General features: G+C 72.9%; 18 protein-coding genes and 1 riboswitch. Of the genes, 5 read left to right on the plus strand and 13 right to left on the minus strand.

The window, feature by feature from the left end; translation table 11 throughout:
• Positions 1-60: 60 nt before the first annotated feature.
• Positions 61-849, minus strand: a complete 789-nt coding sequence (locus tag IEZ12_RS00245; protein ID WP_043916289.1) for a lysophospholipid acyltransferase family protein — start codon at positions 847-849, stop codon at positions 61-63.
• Positions 850-1,025: 176 nt separating this feature from the next.
• Here IEZ12_RS00245 and IEZ12_RS00250 point away from each other — a divergent pair, with 176 nt between their 5' ends.
• Positions 1,026-1,805, plus strand: coding sequence for an alpha/beta hydrolase (locus IEZ12_RS00250; RefSeq protein ID WP_189270221.1), 780 nt, complete (start codon positions 1,026-1,028; stop codon positions 1,803-1,805).
• Positions 1,806-1,815: 10 nt separating this feature from the next.
• The gene (locus tag IEZ12_RS00255; protein WP_229847102.1) at positions 1,816-2,406 is read left to right on the plus strand and encodes a hypothetical protein; all 591 of its coding nucleotides are present in this window, start codon (positions 1,816-1,818) and stop codon (positions 2,404-2,406) included.
• 56 nt (positions 2,407-2,462) lie between these two features.
• Here the strand turns inward: IEZ12_RS00255 and IEZ12_RS00260 are convergent, their stop codons facing one another.
• The 5 genes from IEZ12_RS00260 to IEZ12_RS00280 all read right to left on the minus strand — a co-directional run bounded on the left by IEZ12_RS00260 (position 2,463) and on the right by IEZ12_RS00280 (position 6,350).
• A complete protein-coding gene (locus IEZ12_RS00260) occupies positions 2,463-3,221 on the minus strand; it encodes an endonuclease/exonuclease/phosphatase family protein (RefSeq protein WP_268250214.1) in 759 nt (252 codons plus the stop codon).
• Between the two features lie 83 nt (positions 3,222-3,304).
• Complete coding sequence (locus IEZ12_RS00265; RefSeq protein ID WP_189270222.1) at positions 3,305-4,246, minus strand: ROK family glucokinase; 942 nt, start codon at positions 4,244-4,246, stop codon at positions 3,305-3,307.
• Positions 4,247-4,441: 195 nt separating this feature from the next.
• Positions 4,442-4,720 (minus strand): DUF5304 family protein, encoded by a 279-nt coding sequence (locus IEZ12_RS00270; protein WP_043913518.1) that lies wholly within the window; start codon positions 4,718-4,720, stop codon positions 4,442-4,444.
• A gap of 26 nt (positions 4,721-4,746) precedes the next feature.
• Positions 4,747-5,907, minus strand: coding sequence for an ArsA family ATPase (locus IEZ12_RS00275; RefSeq protein ID WP_189270223.1), 1,161 nt, complete (start codon positions 5,905-5,907; stop codon positions 4,747-4,749).
• Positions 5,908-5,915: 8 nt separating this feature from the next.
• Positions 5,916-6,350: an SRPBCC family protein gene (locus IEZ12_RS00280; RefSeq protein ID WP_189270224.1), complete on the minus strand. Its 435-nt coding sequence runs from the start codon at positions 6,348-6,350 to the stop codon at positions 5,916-5,918.
• 248 nt (positions 6,351-6,598) lie between these two features.
• Here IEZ12_RS00280 and IEZ12_RS00285 point away from each other — a divergent pair, with 248 nt between their 5' ends.
• Positions 6,599-8,395, plus strand: a complete 1,797-nt coding sequence (locus tag IEZ12_RS00285; protein ID WP_189270225.1) for an AMP-dependent synthetase/ligase — start codon at positions 6,599-6,601, stop codon at positions 8,393-8,395.
• Between the two features lie 97 nt (positions 8,396-8,492).
• Here the strand turns inward: IEZ12_RS00285 and IEZ12_RS00290 are convergent, their stop codons facing one another.
• Positions 8,493-9,635 (minus strand): glycosyltransferase family 4 protein, encoded by a 1,143-nt coding sequence (locus tag IEZ12_RS00290; RefSeq protein ID WP_189270226.1) that lies wholly within the window; start codon positions 9,633-9,635, stop codon positions 8,493-8,495.
• A 255-nt stretch (positions 9,636-9,890) separates the two neighbouring features.
• Between IEZ12_RS00290 and IEZ12_RS00295 the strand changes: the two genes are divergently transcribed.
• Positions 9,891-11,255 carry a glycosyltransferase 87 family protein gene (locus tag IEZ12_RS00295; protein WP_189270227.1) on the plus strand — a complete coding sequence of 455 codons (1,365 nt, stop codon included), beginning with the start codon at positions 9,891-9,893 and terminating at the stop codon, positions 11,253-11,255.
• 73 nt (positions 11,256-11,328) lie between these two features.
• Entirely contained in the window at positions 11,329-12,228 is a 900-nt protein-coding gene (locus IEZ12_RS00300; RefSeq protein WP_043916291.1) for a carbohydrate kinase family protein, read from the plus strand.
• Positions 12,229-12,232: 4 nt separating this feature from the next.
• Here the strand turns inward: IEZ12_RS00300 and IEZ12_RS00305 are convergent, their stop codons facing one another.
• The 6 genes from IEZ12_RS00305 to IEZ12_RS37430 all read right to left on the minus strand — a co-directional run.
• Positions 12,233-13,387 carry a gluzincin family metallopeptidase gene (locus tag IEZ12_RS00305; protein ID WP_189270228.1) on the minus strand — a complete coding sequence of 385 codons (1,155 nt, stop codon included), beginning with the start codon at positions 13,385-13,387 and terminating at the stop codon, positions 12,233-12,235.
• A gap of 125 nt (positions 13,388-13,512) precedes the next feature.
• Positions 13,513-14,565 (minus strand): C40 family peptidase, encoded by a 1,053-nt coding sequence (locus IEZ12_RS00310; protein ID WP_189270229.1) that lies wholly within the window; start codon positions 14,563-14,565, stop codon positions 13,513-13,515.
• Between the two features lie 211 nt (positions 14,566-14,776).
• The gene (locus IEZ12_RS00315; RefSeq protein ID WP_189270230.1) at positions 14,777-15,844 is read right to left on the minus strand and encodes a C40 family peptidase; all 1,068 of its coding nucleotides are present in this window, start codon (positions 15,842-15,844) and stop codon (positions 14,777-14,779) included.
• A gap of 10 nt (positions 15,845-15,854) precedes the next feature.
• Positions 15,855-16,010: riboswitch (cyclic di-AMP (ydaO/yuaA leader) on the minus strand.
• A 362-nt stretch (positions 16,011-16,372) separates the two neighbouring features.
• Positions 16,373-17,407: a C40 family peptidase gene (locus tag IEZ12_RS00320; RefSeq protein WP_189270231.1), complete on the minus strand. Its 1,035-nt coding sequence runs from the start codon at positions 17,405-17,407 to the stop codon at positions 16,373-16,375.
• 193 nt (positions 17,408-17,600) lie between these two features.
• Entirely contained in the window at positions 17,601-19,034 is a 1,434-nt protein-coding gene (locus IEZ12_RS00325) for an NYN domain-containing protein (RefSeq protein ID WP_189270232.1), read from the minus strand.
• Between the two features lie 174 nt (positions 19,035-19,208).
• Positions 19,209-19,393, minus strand: a 185-nt coding sequence (locus IEZ12_RS37430) for a hypothetical protein (protein ID WP_229847103.1), incomplete at its 5' end; no start/stop codon positions are given.

The following is a 19,393-nucleotide window of genomic DNA, read 5'->3' on the forward strand; positions in this document are numbered from 1 at the left end:
CGGGCCGACCGCGTCACGACAGGTCTGTGCTCCTCCACGCCAAGCCCCCCTGACGGCCGGTCAGGCCCCGGCGTCCTTCTCCTGCTCGGTGGACTTCTCCTGGTCGGCGGCCTTCTCCTGCTCGGCGGCCTTCTCGGCCTTCTGCTGAGCCTTGCGGTCGGCGTCGGCGGCCTTCTTCTCCTCCGCGAGCTGCCGCTTGGCGGCGGTCGCGTAGATGTCCACGTACTCCTGGCCGGACAGCCGCATGATCTCGTACATCACCTCGTCGGTGACCGAGCGCAGGATGAACCGGTCGTTCTCCATGCCCTGGTAGCGGGAGAAGTCCAGCGGACGGCCGATCCGGATGCCGGGGCGGACGCCGAAGTTGGGGATCACCTGGCCGGGCGGCTGCACCTTCTCGGTGTCGATCATCGCGACCGGGATCACCGGCGCGCCGGTGGCCAGCGCGACCCGGGCCAGGCCGCCGACCTTGCCGCGGTACAGCTTGCCGTCGGGCGAACGGGTGCCCTCCGGGTACACGCCGAACACCTCGCCGCGCTCGATCACCGCGATGCCGCTGCGGATCGCCGCCTCGCCGGCGCCGCGGGCGCCCGAGCGGTCCACCGGCAGCTGGCCGACGCCCTTGAAGAACGCGGCGGTCAGCCGGCCCTTGATGCCGGGCGTGGTGAAGTACTCGGCCTTCGCGATGAACGTCACCCGCCGCTTCAGCAGTGCGGGTAGGAAGAACGAGTCCGAGAAGGACAGGTGGTTGCTGGCGAGGATGGCCGGGCCTTCGTCCGGAATGTTCTCCTCGCCCTCCATCCACGGCCGGAAGAAGATCCGCAGCAGCGGCGCGACGATCATCTTCATCAGTCGGTAGAACAACCGGGGCCTCCTGTTGTGCGGACCGGACGATCCTAATGCTTGCGCCCGCGCACCCGTGCACCGGCGACCCGTCGGGGCCGCAATGGGCCTCTGTACGGGGCAACCCGCCCGTGGGACGATCGAGTTCCCCCCGCCTGCCCCCACACCCAGGAGTCCTGCCGATGCCGATGCTGCCGGGAGCCGAGCCGTACCGCCACGACGGCGGTCCGGTCGGTGTGCTGCTCATCCACGGTTTCACCGGTTCCCCGCAGTCCATGCGCCCGTGGGCCGAACACCTGGCCGACGCCGGACTCACCGTCAGCGTCCCGCTGCTGCCCGGCCACGGCACCCGCTGGCAGGACCTCCAGGCGACCCGCTGGGAGGACTGGTACGCCACCGCGGAGGCCGCCCTCACCGAGCTCGCCGCCCGGTGCGAGCAGGTCTTCGTCTGCGCGCTGTCGATGGGCTCGTCGCTCGCCCTCAAGCTCGCCGAGAAGCACGGCGACCGGATCTCCGGACTGGTGCTCGTCAACCCGTCGGTGCGCTCCGACAACCCCGGGACGGTGCTTCTTCCGGTCCTGCGCCACCTGCTGCCCTCGCTGCCGGGCGTCGCCGGCGACATCGCCAAGCCCGACACGGCCGAGGTCGGCTACGACCGGGTGCCGCTGCACGCCGCCTGGTCGCTGGCCAGGCTGTGGAAGAGCGTCCAGGCGGGAATGCCCGCAGTGACCCAGCCCGTTCTGCTGTTGCACAGTCCGCAGGACCACGTGGTCTCGCCGAGCAACTCGGCACTGGTGCTCGCCCGGATATCCTCGACCGATGTGACGGAGCTGCTGCTCGACCGCAGCTTCCACGTGGCCACGCTGGACCACGACGCCGGTCTGATCTTCGGGGCGAGCCTCGACTTCGTCCGGCGGCTGGCCCCGGCAGCGGCGGTCGATGCCGGGAACCACTCGGGCTGAAAGGCCGATAGTGAACGAGACCAGCAAGGCGAACGACGACGAGGACCTGCCCCGCGACGACCCCAAGGCGGCCGAGCCCGCCGAAGAAGCCGCGCCCGAGCCCGCCCCGCGGCGCCCCGCCGCCGGCAGCCAGGCCGAGCAGGACGCGATCTTCGCCGCGCTGGTCGCCCAGTTCGACGAGCCGGTGGACGCCACCGACCAGGCCTGGCCCGACGCGGAGAACGTCCGCGAGCGCCCCCGCCGTCCCAGCGCGCCCACCGGCCCCGCCGGCCTCGGCGACTTCACCCCCCGCCCGGTCCCCCGCCCCACCGACGGCCCGCGCGACTACACCGTCGCCGAGGACGAGGACGAGGGCCACTTCGTCCCGCCGGAGCCCCCGCCGCTGCCCTCCGCCGACACCACCGCCAAGTTCGCCTGGCTGGCCGTCCTCGGCGGCCCCGCACTGCTCCTGTTCGACGCCGTGGTCTGGCGCGAGGTCTCCGGCTGGCCCGCCTGGGTCGGCGTCATCGCCTTCCTCGGCGGCTTCGGCACCCTGGTCTCCCGCATGAAGGACCGCGACGACGACGAACCCGAGGACCCGAACGGCGGAGCCGTCGTCTGAACACCGCCGCCGCGCGCCGGAGCTGACGACCGCTCAGCCCCGGCGCGACCCGCTCCTCACGGCCCGGGCACCCGCAGTGCCGCCAACACCGGCAGATGGTCCGTCGCCGCCCGCAGATCCGCCTCCGAGACACCCGGCAGCGGATACGGCACCCCGCAACCCAGCACATCGATGTCCGGCGTGGCGAACACCCCGTCGATCCGCTGATACGGCTGCGCCGGCACCGAAGTGAACGTCCCGCCCCATGGCGCCTTCGCGTGCGCGTCCGTCAACCCCTCGGCGAACGCCCGCCAACCCGGGCCCTCCGGCGGCTCGTTGAAATCCCCCGCGACCACGCCCGGCTCCCCCGGCCGCAATTGACGCTGCAACAGCTCGAACTGCCGCAGCCGCTCCTCCGGTTGAAGACTCAGATGACAACTCGTCACCGAGAACGGCCGCGACCCGCCGATCCGCACCAACGCGCTCGCGAAACCGCGCGCGTGCAGCCCCCGGGTCTTCGGCAGCAGCACGTCCCGCAGCTCCAGCACGTCCACCCGCAGCTTGCCGAGCAGCAACGGCCCCGCCGCCACTCGGCCGCCGCCGGCCAGAATCACCATCCCGGTCCGGTGCGCCAGCCACGCCGCGGCCTTCTCGCTCTTCCAGTACCGCGGCGACTCCTGCACACACACCACGTCCGGATCACACGCCCGGATCACCCGAGCCACCGCCGTGCGGTCGTCACGCAACGACCGCACGTTGTAACTCATCACCCGCACCCGCCGCGCCCCGTCCGGCTCCACCCCGGAGGACGCCAACGCAACATCAGTGTCCGTCACCTGACCGACAGTAACAGCTGGGACGCACGAACAGGGGCCCCGAGGACACCCCCGACGCCCCTGTTTTCGCGGCCCTCGAACCCCTAGCTGCGCGCCAGGTCCGCCGCGCCGGCGATGCCCGCCGCCGATCCCATCGACGCCAGGACGACGTTCGCGCGGGGCCGGGCCGGACCACCCGTCAGGTACCGTTCGAACGCGGCCGCGACCGGGTCGAGGAGGAGCCGGCCGGAGTCGGAGACGCCGCCGCCGAGGACGAAGACCGCCGGGTCGAAGAGCGCGGCGAGGTCGGCCATGCCGCGGCCGAGCCAGTCGGCGACCTCCGCGTAGCAGGCGAGGGCCAGCGGGTCGCCCTCCTCCGCGGCCTGGGTGATGTGGATGCCGCGGATGGTGTCCGCGAGGCCCTCGTTGAGTTCGAGCATCCGCTTGCCGGCGATCGGGTCGGCCGCGGCCTTCTCCCGGCCGTAGCGTCGCAGGGCCCGCCCGGAGCCGTACTGCTCCCAGCAGCCGTGGCCGCCGCAGCCGCAGAGCAGACCGTCGGGGACCATGTTGAGGTGGCCGATCTCGCCGGCCACGCCGAAGCTTCCGCGGTGCAGCCGGCCGTCGAGGACGATGCCGCCGCCGATGCCGGTGCCGACGGTGATCAGCACCATGTCCTCGTACTCGGCCGCGGCGCCGAACCGGAACTCGGCCCAGGCGGCGCAGTTGGCGTCGTTCTCGACCACGGTGGGCAGGCCGGTGAGTTCCTCGACGCGCTGCTTGAGCGGCTCGTTCTCCCAGGCGATGTTGGGTGCCATCAGGACGGTGGAGCGGTCCCGGCTGACGAAGCCGGGGGCACCGACGCCGACGGCGGCGACATCGGGGTACTGCTCCTTCAACTCCCGCACGCCCTGGGCGATGGCGTCGACCGCCCACTGGGGGTCGGCCGGGGTAGGCACCCGGGTCCTGGCCAGAATCTCGCCGGACTCGTCGACCACGCCTGCTGCGATCTTGGTACCGCCGACGTCCACGCCGATGGTCAGAGCCATGTGTCCCTCAGCTATTCACTCGTTCCCGCTCAGGCGAACGGTACCGGCTGAGGGGTGCCCACGTACACAGTTCGGCCTACATTATCCGAAGGCAACGTTCGATCATCGACGAATCTGCCTTCAGAAGTCATAGCAACTGTCCCGTTCGGTGATGACTCGAAATCATAACGTGACGATGACGAAGTGTCGGCTTAATTACTTGTCGGAGGCCTCTTCGGCCCCGTCCAGGTCCACCCGCTCGGTCTCGGCGTGTTGGGGCGCCGACCAGCGCCGCTCGTGCCCGGCCACCACGGCCCGGTACGCGGCCAGCAACTCGCCGCCGGCGGCGGCCAGGTGGCCGTACACCTCGGGGTTGGACTCGCGCAGCTTGCCGCCGATCTCCACGGCCTTGCCGCCGAGTGCGGTCGCGAACTTCCGCACCTCTTCCACCAGCGGCGCGAACTCGCCCGTCCCGCCCGGCTGTTCCGTACCCATCACACGCTCCCGTCCGTCAGATCCCGCTACCCGCGCGGCCACAGCGCGGGGTCGGGGGTGAACCGCACCGACAGCGTTCCGTCGACCAGGCCGGCCCCACTGACCGTGCAACGGCGCAGCGCCGACGGGAGTGCCACGACCCGCCGGTAGCTTCCGGCGCCGAGCACCAGTTCGTCGCCGCGGCGCAGCAGTTCGAGGTCCGTGCGGTCGGCGCCGGGCAGCGGCAGGTGCCAGATCAGCTGGTTCTCGGCGGCCAGCCGGTCCTCGGTCCACGGCTCGGCGGGCGCGGGGATCCGGGGCGCGCCGGCCGGGTACAGCTCCTCGGCGAGCGCCTGCAGCGAGTCGGGCTGTCGCACCGTCAGCAGCGGGACGTTCAACTGCTCGGCGATCTCCGCGAGCTGCTCGCGCTGCCGGGCGGCGGTGCGGGCCAGCCAGGGGTCCGGGGAGTCGACGGCGCCGGCCGGGTGCGCGCCGTGCGCGACCACCGCGTCCAGCGGCAGGCCGTGCAGCGCGAGGCCGGCCCGGATCCGGGCCAGGGCGCGCGGCGCGGGGCGGGCGGCGTCCAGCACCAGGCGGACGGTGGTGCCGGGCGCGGCGATCACGGCGGCGGCCTCGGCGAGCGCGGCGGACGCGGCGGCCCGGGCCTCGAACAGCTTGTCGGTGGGCATCGGGACGCCCGCCAGCCCGGCCAGCAGCGGGCGCAGCGCGCGGGCGGCCTGCCGCTGCTCGGGCAGCAGCCGGGCCAGGTAGCGCTCCAGCTGGGCGGGCAGCGCCAGGGTGGCGATCAGTTCGGCGGGCGGCGGGGCGGCGACCACCAGCACCTCGGCCTCGGCCCGCGGCAGCGCGCGCAGCAGGGCGAGGGCGCGGGTGCCGGGCAGCGGGGCGAGCTCGTCGGGGTCGAGCGGCTGGGCGCCGATCAGGTCGAGCGCGGGGGCGAGCCGGTCGCGGTAGCCGTCCAGGGCGGCACGGAAGGCGGCCTGCTCGTCCATCCGGGCGGCGGCCAGGCACGGCTCCAGCTCGACGGCCTCGGGGTCGAGCCGGACGCCGAGCAGGTCGTCGACGGCCCGGTGCGGGTCGTCGGCGGCCAGCAGCAGGGTCGTGCTGCCCTGCCGGGCGTGGTGCAGGGCGGTGGCGGCGGCGATCCTGGCGGACTCCGGGCCGCTGATCAGTACGGTGCGGGTGGCCACGGGCCCGATCAGCCCTCGACGCGCTTCTTCAGGCCGGCCAGCGCCCGGTCGATGATGACCTTCTCCGCCTTGCGCTTGATCATGCCGAGCATCGGGATCTTGACGTCCACGGCCAGCTGGTAGGTGACCTCGGTGCGGCCCTGGCCGGCCGGGGTGAGCCGGTAGGACCCGTCCAGCGAACGCAGCATCTGGCTCTTGACCAGGGTCCAGCTGACCTCGCGGTCGCCGTCCCAGGTGTAGGCGAGCGCGTGCTCGTCGCGGATCGCGCCGGCGTCCAGCAGCAGCCGCACCTCGGCGGCGCGGCCGTCCGGCCCGGTCTGCAGGACCTCGATCTCCTTCAGCTCGTCGGTCCACTCCGGGTAGGCGGCGAAATCGGCGATCACCGCCATGACCTCGGCCGGGGTGGCGTCGATGACAATGCTCGACCTGGTGTGCTCCGCCATTGCGGCCTCCGCGATCTCCCTGTGCTGCTGTGCGCCCAGCAGAGGCTATCGCGGGCGGGACCCCGTCCTTTCCGCCGAGGCACCTTACCGGCGGGTCACCTCGCGCCTGACGTAGGGTTCGCATCGATCCATCCCACGTCCGACCTGCGATGTGACGATCGGAACACCGAGGCCGACCCCTCTGGTCGAACTCACCTACCCAGCAGTAACGTCCAGTCGTCCCGCAGCGTCGCAGACGAGGAGCAGTCTTGCTCGAGGAGTTCAGCCTTCCGGCCCGTTACCAGGTACCGAGCGACGGCAACCTCGCCGACCTGGTCCACCAGAACGCGGAGCGGCACCCGGGCGTCGCTGTGCTCAGCCGCAAGGCGGACGGGCAGTGGCAGGACCTCACCGCCGTCCAGTTCCTCGCCGAGGTGCACGCCGTCGCCAAGGGCCTGATCGCCGCCGGCGTCGGCCCCGGCGACCGGGTCGCCGTGATGTCCCGCACCCGCTACGAGTGGACGCTGCTCGACTTCGCGATCTGGACCGCCGGCGCGATCACCGTCCCCGTCTACGAGACCTCCTCCGCCGAGCAGGTGCAGTGGATCCTCGGCGACTCCGGCGCCCGCGTCGTGGTCACCGAGACCGACAAGCACGCCGACGTGGTCGCCGAGGTCCGCGAGGCGCTGCCCGCGCTCGAACACACCTGGCAGATCGAACGTGACGGCATCGCCGCACTGACCCTGGCCGGTCAGGACGTCGCCGACCAGGTGATCGCCGAACGCCGGGTGATCGCGAACCCCGACACGATCGCCACCATCGTCTACACCTCCGGCACCACCGGCCGCCCCAAGGGCTGTCAGCTCACCCACGGCAACTTCCTCGCCGAACTGGGCAACGTCACCGCCCGGATGCCCGAGCTGTTCGTCACCGGCGAGTCCTCGGTGCTGCTCTTCCTGCCGCTGGCCCACGTGCTCGGCCGGATCGCCGAGATCGCCGCCGCCATCGTCCCGGTCAAGCTCGGCCACGTCTCCGACATCCGGAACGTCACCGACGAGCTCGGCTCCTTCCGGCCGACGCTGATCCTCGGCGTCCCCCGGGTCTTCGAGAAGGTCTACAACACCGCCCGCGCCAAGGCCCAGGCCGACGGCAAGGGCAAGATCTTCGACCGCGCCGCCGACACCGCCATCGCCTACAGCCGCGCACTGGACGCCGGCGGCCCCTCGCTGCTCCTGCGGATCAAGCACGCGATCTTCGACAAGCTGGTCTACGTCAAGCTCCGCAACGCGCTCGGCGGCCGCTGCAAGACCGCCATCTCCGGCGGCGCCCCGCTCGGCGAACGGCTCGGCCACTTCTACCGGGGCATCGGCTTCTCCGTCCTGGAGGGCTACGGCCTCACCGAGTCCTGCGCCGCCACCACCTTCAACCCCAACGACCGGGCCAAGATCGGCACCGTCGGCCAGCCGCTGCCCGGCTCCGCGGTCCGGATCGCCGAGGACGGCGAGGTCCTGCTCAAGGGCCCGCAGATCTTCACCGGCTACTGGAACAACCCCACCGCCACCGCCGACGCCCTCCAGGACGGCTGGTTCGCCACCGGCGACCTCGGCAGCCTCGACGACGACGGCTACCTCACCATCACCGGCCGCAAGAAGGAGATCATCGTCACCGCCGGCGGCAAGAACGTCGCCCCCGCCGTGATCGAGGACCGCATCCGCGCCCACGCGATCATCGGCGAGGTCATGGTGGTCGGCGACCGCAAGCCCTTCATCGCCTGCCTGGTCACCGTCGACGACGAGTTCTTCCCCCGCTGGAAGGCCCTCAACAACAAGCCCGCCGACGCGACCGTCGCCGACCTCCGCGAGGACCCCGACCTCCTCGCCGCGATCCAGGCCGCCGTCGACGACGGCAACCAGGCCGTCTCCCACGCCGAGGCCGTCAAGAAGTTCCGTCTCCTCACCACCGCCTTCACCGAGGCCAGCGGCCACATCACCCCGTCCCTCAAGCTCAAGCGCAACGTCGTCCTGAAGGACTTCGCGGCCGAGATCGAGGCGCTCTACACCCGCTAGCGGGTGGTGAGCGCGAAACCCGGGGAACGCACAGCCAGGGGCGCTGGGGGTACCCCCAGCGCCCCCGGTTTCGCGCCCGCCAGCTCTCGCGCCCCTCTCAGCGCACCTCCAGCAACCCCGTGAGCCGTTCCGCCAGCATGTCCCAGCGCCACGCGTCATGAACCCACTTGCGTCCGGCCTCCCCCATCTCGCGTCGCAGACTCGCGTCCCCCAGCAGCCGCACCAGCCGGTCCGCCAGGACCGTCTCGCCGTGCTTGCCCGGCACCACGAACCCCGTCTCCCCCTCGCGGACCGCGTCCGGCGCGCCGCCGGAGTCCCCGGCGACGACGGGCAGGCCGGTCGCGGAGGCCTCCAGGTAGACGATGCCGAGGCCCTCGACGTCGAGTCCGCCCCGCCGGGTGCGGCACGGCATGGCGAAGACGTCCCCGGCCCCGTAGTGGGCGGGGAGTTCCTCCCAGGGCACGGCGCCGGTGAAGACCACCGAGGACCGCACGCCGACCTGGTCCACGAGCTTTTCGAGGTCGCCGCGGTACGGCCCGCCGCCGACGATCAGCAGGACCGCGTCGGGCTGCGCCGCCAGCACTCGCGGCCAGGTGCGGATCAGCGTGTCCTGCCCCTTCCGGGGGACCAGCCGCGACACGCAGACCACGACCGGGCGCTCCGTCAGCCCGAGCCGGGCCCGGACCGCGTCCCCGCCGGAGTCGGGTCGGAAGGTGGACTCGTCGACACCCGGCGGCAGTTGGGCCATCCGGGAGGCGACCCGGGGGCCGACCGCGCGGGCGATCCGCGAACGCGTGTACTCGCCGAGGTAGGTCAGCAGGTCGGTGTTGCCGCCGATCCGGCGCAGCAGCTGCGCGGAGACCGGCAGTTGGGCCCACGCGGCCTCGTGGCCGTGGGTCATGCCGAGGAGCCGCTGGGCGCCGGCCCGGCGCAGGTGCGGGGCCATCAGGCCGAGCGGGGCGGCGGCGCCGAACCAGACGGAGGTGCAGTTCTCGGCGCGCAGGATCTCCGCGGCCCGCCGGGTGACCCGGGTGGTGGGGATCATCATCCTGGTGCGGTCGCGGATCACCGGGAAGGGCTGTTCGGCGTCGAACTTGGCGACTTCCCGCCCGTCCCGCCAGGTGGAGGCGTACACCACGATCGATCCGGCGGGTTGCCGGACGGCCATGTTGTGGACGAACGCCTGGATGCCGCCTGGCCTGGGCGGAAAGTCGTTGGTGACGATGAGGGTTCTGTTCATGTGCCGCGGCTCGCTCGGTCAGGGGGTGCTCGGAGTACCAGTGAGTGGTCCGTACGATAGGTCACCGTGCCCGTCCGCCGGGAACGGCCCGCACCGTCCACGGCGGCGGGACCGTCGCAGGACCGGAAGGTTCGGACACGGTTCGGAGAAGTTAGAGGACACGGCCGCAACCGATGCGGTGTGCTTGGTGGTCCTGCCCGGTACCCCCGGCGGGCGCCCGGCACCGGTGCGTACGCGACGACCCGAAGGAGCGTAGTGGAGTCACCCCAGGCCGAACGGCCCGGCAGTTCGGAGGCCCCGGCGCTGCCTGCCCCGTCCGGTTCCGCGCCGAGTCGCCGTCCGCTGTGGGCCCTGGGAGCCGCCTGGACGGTCTCCCGGACGCTGCTCGTGCTGGTCGTCTCGGGGGTGTTGCGGATCGCCAACACGGACGTGACGGCGGACGTCTCGGTGATCTACCACAGCTGGTACGAGGTGCTGTGCACCGGCACGTTCCCGCTGGACGACGTGACCTGGCAGTACCCGCCGGGCGCGGCGCTGGTGATCCTGCTGCCGGGGCTGCTGCCGTGGTCGTACCTGGTGTCGTTCTTCGTGATCTGCGCCGTGGTGGACGCGGCGGCGATGGCCCTGCTGATGCGCGCGGGGGTGCGCAAGGGCCGGAGCTACCTGGGCGCCTGGTACTGGGTGGTGGGCGTGCCGCTGCTCGGGCCGACGGTGTACTGCCGGTACGACATCATCGTGACGGCGCTGGCGGTGGCGGGTCTGCTGGTGGTGCTGCGCCGCCCGGCGGTGGGCGGCATGCTGCTGGGCCTGGGCGGGCTGTTGAAGATCTGGCCGCTGCTGGCGCTGTTCGGCACGCCGCGCGGCCGGCGCACCCGGCGGTCGTGGACCTCGGCGGCGACGTGCGCGGCGGCGCTGGGCTTCCTGCTGACGGCGGGCATGAACGGGGCGTTCGAGTTCCTGAAGTTCCAGTCGGAGCGGGGCATCGAGATCGAGTCGCTGGGCGCGCTGCCGCTGCACTTCGCGAAGCTGGCGGGTTCGTGGCACGGCACCGTGACGATGAACTACGGCTCGGTGGAGTTCCTCGGCCCGTGGGTGCCGGTGATCTCCAAGGTGATGGTCGGCATGACGGTGGCCGGTTTCGGCTGGCTGCTGATCTGGCGGCTGCGGGCGGCCCGGTGGACGTCGGCGACCACGTTCGACGCGGCGCTGTGCGCGCTGCTGATCTTCACCGCGACCAGCCGGGTGATCAGCCCGCAGTACATGATCTGGGTGGTCGGCCTGGCGGCGGTGTGCCTGACGGTGCGGGGCAGCAGCCAGCGTCCGGTGGCGGTGCTGGTGCTGGTGGCCACGGTGCTGACCACGCTGGAGTTCCCGGTGATGTTCGGCTCGGTGAACCGCAGCGAGCTGGCGGGCGTGCTGGTGCTGACGGCCCGCAACCTGGTGCTGCTGGTGACCACCGTGCTGTCGGCGTACCGGCTGTGGCGCTCCACCCGGCGGCGCGAGGCGCTGACCACGGTGGTGCTGCCGGCCGGGCAGGTGGTGTCGCAGTACCCGGTGCGGCCGGGCATCGCCTACGAGCAGGACCTGCTGGACGACCTCACTCCGGCGGACCGCACCTGACGGACCGTCACATCGCCCTGCAAGTTTCTGAAAGCGCTTGCAGCGGCGGGCTTTCCGCTGCCACCATCGCCGGATGATCGACTACGACATCCTGATCGTCGGCGGCGTCGGCGTGGACACCATCGTCCGGGTGGACCGCCTGGAGATCCCGCCCGGCCGCGACTCGGTGCACGTCCCCCCGGTGCGCGACTACCCGGCGCACACCGGCAACGGCGTCGCGCTGGCCTGCCACACGCTGGGCCTGCGCACCAAGCTCGCCGACTTCCTCGGCGAGGACCCGCAGGGCGCCCTGGTGCTGTCCGAGTACGCCCGCCGCGGCCTGGACTTCAGCCACCTGCCCGCCCCCGCCGGCACCCCGCGCAGCGTCAACCTGGTGGACGCCGACGGCCTGCGGTTCTCCTTCTACGACGGCCGCCACCCGGCGGACGCCCGACTGCCGCGCGAGTTCTGGCTGCCGCTGCTGGAGCGCTCGAAGCACGTCCACCTGTCGATCACCGGCGTCAACCGGGACATGTACCCGGACGTCGAGCGGCTGGGCCGCCCCAGCTCCACCGACCTGCACGCCTGGGACGGCGAGAACGAGCACCACCGCTTCTACGCGCTCCGCTCGGACGTGGTGTTCCTGTCCGCGGCCGGCCTCGACAACCGCCCGGAGGCGGCGATGCGGTCGATCCTGGCCCACGGCCGGGCCGAGCTGGTGGTGGCCACCGCGGGCGCCCACGGCGCGTTCCTGCTCACCCGCGAGGACGACGCGCCCCGGCACTTCCCGGCGGTGGACCCGGGCGCGCCGATCGTCGACAGCAACGGCGCGGGCGACGCGTTCGTCTCCGGCTTCCTGCACCACCGGCTGACGGGCCGCCCGGTCGAGGAGTGCATGCGCGCGGGCGCGGCGGCCGGCGCGTTCGCCTGCACCACGGCGGGCACCCACACCGCGTTCCTGGACGCGGCGGGCCTGGAGCGGGCGCTGGCCTGATGGCTCAGGACCGCAGGGTGGCCACCTCGACCTCCCAGCTCTTGGTGAACTCTGCGACGCCGAGGCCGAGTTCGGACCGGAAGGCACGCTCCAGGCCGCCGCTGCCGTTCTGCCCGACGGCCCGGTAGAGCGCCACCAGCCGCTGCGGCCCGTACCGGCGGGCGATCAGGTCGCAGGCCAGCCAGGACTGCTCGTAGGCCTGGGCGATGCCGGCCGAGCCGGCGGTGAAGGCGTCGTCGGTGGGCAGCCCGGCGGGCATCTGCCCGGCCCGGACGTCCCGGGCGAGTTCGGGGGCGATCTGCCGGACGGTCCGCCCGGTGCCCTGGTAGCCGGTGTAGTCGGCGACGCCCTCGGACAGCCACAGCGGGGTCCACGACCTGGTGTCGGCCCGGGTCGCGACATGGGTGGCCTCGTGGGTCACCACCACCCGCCGGCCGAGCTCGCTGAGCTGCCGGTACGCCTCGGGGTTGACCACGATCCGGTCGGCGGGGGTGTGCGTCGGCGCGCCGCCGACCGCCAGGGTGACCGCCGCTATCCCCTGGTAGGCGTCCGCCGAGACGTCCATCCGACGGGCGAACTGCTGGACGGTGAGCGGCAGTTCGAGCAGCAGCCGACCGGGCTTCCAGGCGCCCCAGACGGCTTCGACGGTGGGCATCGCGCGGTCGGCGAGGGCGGCCAGGTCGGCCAGTTCGGCGTCCTCCCCGAGGCCCAGCACCAGGCTGTGCCGCCCGGTCGCGGTCCGGACGGCGCCCAGGTCCCAGGGCGCCACCGCGCCGGTCGGCGCCTCCCTGAACACCCGCCAGCCGGCCGGCTCCCGCCGGAGTTCGACCTGCCGTTCCAGCAGCGCCGGGTAGTCGTCCACGCCGGCGATCCGGTAGCCGAGTTCGGCGCCGACGGTCAGCCGGTCGGCGCCGGGCGCGGGTTCGGCGAACGCGGTCAGCCGCAGCGTGTACTCGGTGAAGCGGATCGCGGCGGTGCGGGTGAGCACGTCCCGGTCGGCCTCCTCGGCGCCCACCGCCGTCGGCAGCCCGCCGGGGTCGCGCCGCAGGATCGCGCTCGCCCGCCGCGCCAGCACCTGCGCGACGGCCTCCCGGACCCCGGACGGCGCGCCCGGCCCGGGCGGGGCGGCGGCCGGCGCGGCGGGCCCGGCCGGGAGCACCCGGGGCAGCGACAGCTGGGCGGCGCACCCGGCGACGACCAGCAGCGCGGCCCGCCGGGACAGCGAGGCCCCGGCCTGTCGCGGGGCTTCCGGCGGCAGGTCGGTGACCAGGGGCTCGTGCTGGTTCAGACCCGCACCACCGAGTTGACCGGCATCGCGCTGACGCTCTCGTAGCGGACCCGGGCGCCGGGGTGGGGCGCGTGCACGACGACACCGCCGCCGGCGTACATGCCGACGTGGTGCCTGTCCTTGAAGAAGATCACCAGGTCTCCGGGCCGGGCTTCGGCGAGGCTCACCCGCCGACCGGCCGAGGCCTGTCCCTGCGAGGTCCGCGGCAGGGTCACTCCGGCCTGCCGCCACGCCCAGTACATCAGACCGGAGCAGTCGAACGTGGTCGGGCCGGTGGATCCGTACACGTACGGGGAGCCGATCTTCGAGACCGCGGCGTTCAGCGCGGCCGCGGCGCGGTCGGACGCGGGGGGCAGGTCGCCGAGGTCGAGCCGGTCGGTGCCGCGGGTGGCGCGGTCCTGGGCGTCCCGGGCGTCGTCGTCGGCCAGCCGGACCCGCTCGGCGGCGCTGAGGCGGCCCAGCAGCCGCTGGGCCCGGGCGAGCCGGCTGTGGACCTCGTCCTTGGCGGCGGCCAGGCGCTGCCGGGCCAGTTCCAGTTCGTCGAGCTTGGCGGTGGCCTCCTGGCGCCGCTGGTCCAGTCGGCGCTGCCGTTCGTGCAGCTCGCGCAGGGTCTCGTTCTGCCGCTCGGTGGCCTGGCCGAGGGCGCGGGCGCCGGCCAGGTAGGACGCCGGGTCCTTGTCGAGCATCAGCCGCAGGGTGGGGTCGATGCCCTGGGTGCGGTACTGGGCGGCGACCACCGCCCCGAGGTCGCCGCGCAGCCGGTTGAGGTCGTCCTGCCCGGCCGCGACCTGGCTCTGCAGGGCACCGGCCTCGCGCTGCAGCCTTCGCTGCTGCTCCTGGGCCGCGTTGTACTTCTCGTTCGCCTGCTCGGCCTCCTCGTACAGCTGGTCGACCTGCGCCTTGACGTCGGTGCGGTCGGGCGGGTCGGTCGGCGCGGCGCCGGCCGGGGCGACGCCGAGGTGGAGGACGCCGGTCGCGGCGGCGGTGAGCGCCAGGGCGCGGGCGAGGCGCTGGACACCGGGCAGTGGGGGGCGACGGTGCACGGACACGTGCGACGACTCCGTTCCTGCGGCCGGCCTCCGCCGCCGCCCGCCGGTCGGGCGGCCGTCCGCACGGGGGGCCGGGCCAGAGGTTAGCGACTCGGAAGGATCCAGTCCAAACCCTGACAACCTCGAATATTCGACCGCGAATCGGACACCGGAACGAGTGCGGCCCGGCACCCCTTGTGCGGGGTGCCGGGCCGGGCGCTCGAAGGAGCCGTCAGATCCGGACGATCTTGGTGATCGGCATCACCGTGGCGGACTCGTAGCGGACCTGCGCGCCGGTGTGCGGGGCGTGCACGATCTGCCCGTTGCCGACGTACATGCCGACGTGGTGCTGGTCGCCGTAGTAGATGATCAGGTCACCCGGTCGGGCGTTGGCGATGTTGGTGCCGAGGTTGGTTCCGGCGCCCGCCTGGGCCTGCGAGGTGCGCGGGATCGACACACCCGCTTGGGCGTAGGCCCACTGCATCAGACCGGAGCAGTCGAAGGTGCTCGGGCCGGCCGCGCCGTAGGAGTACCAGCTGCCCAGCTTGGACAGCGCGGCGCTCATCGCGGCGCCCGCGTAGCCGGCCGGAGCCTGCACCGGGGCGGAGAGGCCGGTCCGGGCGGTGTCGCGGGAGGCCCGCTCGGCCTGGCTGCGGGAGGCGTCGGCGGCCTTGGCCTCGGCCGCGGCGAGCTCGTCGCGCTCCTTCTGGGTGAGCGAGTTGAGCAGCTCCTGCGCCTTGGCCAGCTTGGCCTGGACGTCCTCCTTGTCGGCCTTGAGGGCCTTCGTGGTGGTGTCCAGCTCGGCGAGCTTCTGCTCGGCCTCCTTGCGCTGCCCGTCCAGCTTGGCCTGCTCGGCCTTGAAGCTCTTCAGCAGGTCCGACTGGGTGGCGCCGACCGTGTTGAGCGTGCCGGCCTGCCCGAGGAAGGCGTCCGGGCTGCTGGAGAGCATCAGCTGCATGGTCTGCGAGATGCCGCCGTTGCGGTACTGCTCGGCGGCGATGTTGGCCAGGCTGTCCTGAACGGTGGTCACCTGGTCCTGCTGGCGGGCCAGCTGGTCCTGCAACTGGGTGACCTGCTTCTGCAGGTTCTGCTGCTTCTCGACGGAGGCGTTGAGCGCCTCGGTCTTCACCTCGGCCTGCTCGTTGAGCTGGTCGACCTGCTGCTTGACCTGGTCCTTGGTGGGCGCCGGGTCGGCGTGCGCGCCGGTCTGCGCGGAGAGCGCGACGGCGGTGGCGGCAGCGGCAGTGAGAATCGAGACCCGGGCACGGCCGACGGGCTTGGGACGACGATGGGACGCCACGAAGGCGGACTCCTTCTTCCTCACACCGCCTACCGGGTGAGCTGACGGGTTCGGGCCGGAAGAGATGCCCTACAGCGCTTCACCGACCGCTGTCGCGGCCGGCCCGGCGCCGATTCACCCCGGGGGAACGTGGTTCCCCGGCTCCGTTCGACAGCACCCCCGCAGGGGTATCCCCGTCGGCGGACCTCGTTCTGACGGTCCACCCGCTGCGTCACGGACTCGGCGGCGACCCCCACCGTCGCCCCCCTTGGGCGATCGACTCTGCGGCGGTCGAACCAAGACCCTAGTAACCGATCCGTGATCGGTTCAAATCCTTGTCCGAAAAAAATCTGAATCTGAGTCAATTTCGATTACGGAAATGACCGAACGTAAGGGATTCGTTGCACAGTGCGCAGCATTTCCCATCGTTCCACCGAAAAACACAACGCCCGGACGTGTTCGAGATCACAGCGGAATCTCGACCCGTCCGGGCGTGTCACGGCGCGTCAGTTGTCGCCCTCTGGGGCGTATGTCCGGATTGTCGGACCGTCAGACCCGGCGGATGGTGAGGATCGGCAGGGTGTCCGCGGCCATCAGCTTCACCACGTCGCCGGTGCGCGGTGCGTGCACCACCATGCCGTTGCCGACGTACATGCCCACGTGGTGCGCGTCGTTGTAGTAGACCACCAGGTCACCGGGCTGCGCGTTGTGCCAGTCCTTACCCACGTTGGTGCCCACGCCGGCCTGCGACTGCGAGGTGCGCGGCAGCGAGACGCCGGCCTGCGCGTACGCCCACACCATCAGGCCGGAGCAGTCGAAGGTGCTCGGGCCGGTCGCGCCCCACACGTAGGCCGAGCCGCGCTTGTCGAGCGCCCGCTGCACCGCGACGCCGGCGTAGCCGGCGGCCTTCGGCAGGCTGCCCAGGTCGACCCGGTCGGCGCCGCGCGAGGCCGCGCCGCCGCCGCGCAGGATCGCGGCCCGGTCGGCGGCGGAGAGCTGGCTGAGCAGCTTCTGCGCCTCCTGGAGCTTGCTCTGCACGTCGTTCTTGGCGTCGTTGAGCGCCTGGGTGGAGCTGTCCAGCTCGGCCAGGACGGTCGCCGCCTCCTGCTTCTGCTGGTCGAGCCGGCGCTGCTGGTCCTCCAGCGACTTCAGCGTGGCGGCCTGGGTGCTGGCCGCCTGGTCGAAGGAGGACGCCTGGTCCAGGTACTTGTCCGGGTCGGAGGAGAGCATCAGCTGCATCGACGGGTCGATGCCCGCGTGCCGGTACTGGTCGCCCGCCACCGCCGCCAGCCCGGAGGCCAGCTCGGTCAGCTGCTCCTGGCCGCGGGCCACCTGGTCCTGCAGCTGGTCGGCCTGCTTGCGCAGCTGGTCGGCCTTCTCCTTGGCGCCGTTGTACTTCTCGGCGGCCTGCTCCTGCTCCTCCAGCAGCTTGTCGACCTGCGCCTTGACCTCGTCCTTGCTCGGCTGGGCCGGCGCGGCGTGCGCACTCACCTGGGCCGACAGGGCGACCGCGGTCGCGGCGGCAGCGGTCAGCACGGTCACCCGGGCGCGACTCGGCTGCTTGGGACGGCGGTGGGAGGCCACGGCGGTGCTCCTTCTTCCTGCTGGACTCACCCGATCAGGCGATAGTCCGGAATATAGGTTTGACGCCAGACCCTAGTGAAGTCCCTACCCCCGCGTCCACTCCCGGGGGGCTCCCGAATCGGCTTCTCCGCCCCTTTTCACCACACCGACACACTCCGGACGCTTCAACGCCGCTGACCACCCGTCAACTCGATCAGCTGCGCGACAGCCGGTTCAGCAGCAGCACCGAGGCCACCGGGCGGGCGCCGGCCTTGCGCACCCCGTCCGCGACCTCCTTGTCGGCGGAGACCACCACCACCGGCCGGCCGTGCGGCTCGGCCCGCACCAGGCGGCGGATCAGCTCGTCCGCGGTCTCCCCGGTCCGGCTGAACCGGACCCGCACACCGCGCGGCGGAGCCATGATCACCGGCACGTCCAGGTCCTGGCCGTCGAACACGCAGGTCACCTCGGCCTGGGTCCGCTGGGCCAGCATCGCCAGGCCGCCCAGCAGCCTCAGCCGCTGCTGCTCCAGCGGCAGTTGCGGATAGCCGGTCTTGGTCACGTTGTAGCCGTCCACCACCAGGTGGACCTGCGGGATGGCCAGCAGCTGGTCCAGCAGCGCCGGATCGTCCTCGGCCAGGCCGCGCCGGGCCACGTCGTGCGGCGAGGCCGAGCCGGGCTCCACCGCCTCCACCAGGTCGGCCGGGCGCAGCGCCGTCACCGGCAGCGCCAACTCCCGCTGCAGGCCCTGCGCGGACTGCAGCACGGTGTCCAGCAGCAGCCGCAGCCGCATGTCCTCGACGCTGCGGCCCTCCCGGGCGGTGCGCCGCCCGGTCTCCACCGCGGACTCCAGCTCGGACACCCGGTGCCGCAGCCGGCGGGCCTCCACCTCGGCGGCGCCGCGCTCGGCCGCGGCGGCGGCCCGGGCGGCCTCCAGCTCGGCGGCCAGGCGGCGGCTCTCGGCCTGCGCCCGGCGGGTGTCGGCCTCCAGCGAGCGGACCTTCTTGCGCAGCGAGTCGGCCTCCCGGCGCACCCCCTCGGACTCGGCGCGGTGCCGGTCCAGCTCGGCGCGGGCGGCGGAGCGGGCGTCGGCGAGCTCCTCCTGGAGCTTCTCGACCATCCGGGCGGCCTCCGCGGCGACGCCCTCGGCGTCCACCCGCTCGGCCTGCTCGCCGGCCTCCTCGACCAGCCGGGCCCAGCCGGTGGGCCGCACCAGGTAGGCCGCGGCCGCCACGTCCATCGGGTCGGCGGCGGCCGGCACGGTGCCCGCCTCCAGCGCGCGCACCAGGTCGGGCTGGCCGAGCCGCAGCCGCTCGGCTATCCGCACCCGGAACGCCGGGTCGGACTCCAGCGCGGCGGCCAGCGCGGTCGCCGCGTACTTGGCCCGCCGGGCGGGGGTGAACTTCGCGTAGGGGCGCAGCGCGGCGGGCAGCTCGCCGGGCGCGATGCCGCCGAGCGCGTCGGACGCGATGCCCACCACCCGGCGCCGCACGCCCTCGGGCAGCGCCCGGCCGGCCGTCTCGCCGTTGCCGTCCTCGGCGCCCGGTGCGGTCTCGGCGGCCTCGACGGGCCCAGCGTCCTGGGTCTGTCGGACCGGAGCGGGCGCGGTCCCGTCCGTGCCCGTGGGCGCGTTCGCTGCCTCCGCCACTGTTCTCGGCTCCGATCCTGGTCCGGGCGGGCCCCGGCGGGTGCCGGGGGCGTTGGTTCCGCCGCTGCTTGCAATTGTCCCGTCTACCGTGCCGCACCGACAGCACCCCGCCGACGAGTCCGCCCCGCGCCCCCGTCCGGGGCGCGGACGGGAACGCGGGGCGGTGGAAGTGCGTCAGCCCTGCGCGGGGCCGCCCTCCGCGGACTCCTCGGCGCCCGGGCGGGCCACCAGCTCGACCTGGTCCACGGCGTTGCACCAGCGGCAGCGCACCGACTCGACGGTCTCGGAGAGCACCTGGGTCTCCTCGACCTTGGAGTCGCCGGCCAGGTCGAAGTGCACGAAATCGATCACCCGGGAGG

The organism is Kitasatospora griseola (assembly GCF_014648555.1).
Taxonomy (GTDB): Bacteria; Actinomycetota; Actinomycetes; order Streptomycetales; family Streptomycetaceae; genus Kitasatospora; species Kitasatospora griseola.

Coding starts and splice junctions, on each gene's coding strand:
- IEZ12_RS00270 (WP_043913518.1), bottom strand. CDS start 4,720: ATGGGTACGGAACAGCCGGGCGGGACGGGCGAGTTCGCGCCGCTGGTG.
- IEZ12_RS00280 (WP_189270224.1), bottom strand. CDS start 6,350: ATGGCGGAGCACACCAGGTCGAGCATTGTCATCGACGCCACCCCGGCC.
- IEZ12_RS00290 (WP_189270226.1), bottom strand. CDS start 9,635: ATGAACAGAACCCTCATCGTCACCAACGACTTTCCGCCCAGGCCAGGC.
- IEZ12_RS00245 (WP_043916289.1), bottom strand. CDS start 849: ATGAAGATGATCGTCGCGCCGCTGCTGCGGATCTTCTTCCGGCCGTGG.
- IEZ12_RS00300 (WP_043916291.1), top strand. CDS start 11,329: ATGATCGACTACGACATCCTGATCGTCGGCGGCGTCGGCGTGGACACC.
- IEZ12_RS00265 (WP_189270222.1), bottom strand. CDS start 4,246: ATGGCTCTGACCATCGGCGTGGACGTCGGCGGTACCAAGATCGCAGCA.
- IEZ12_RS00250 (WP_189270221.1), top strand. CDS start 1,026: ATGCCGATGCTGCCGGGAGCCGAGCCGTACCGCCACGACGGCGGTCCG.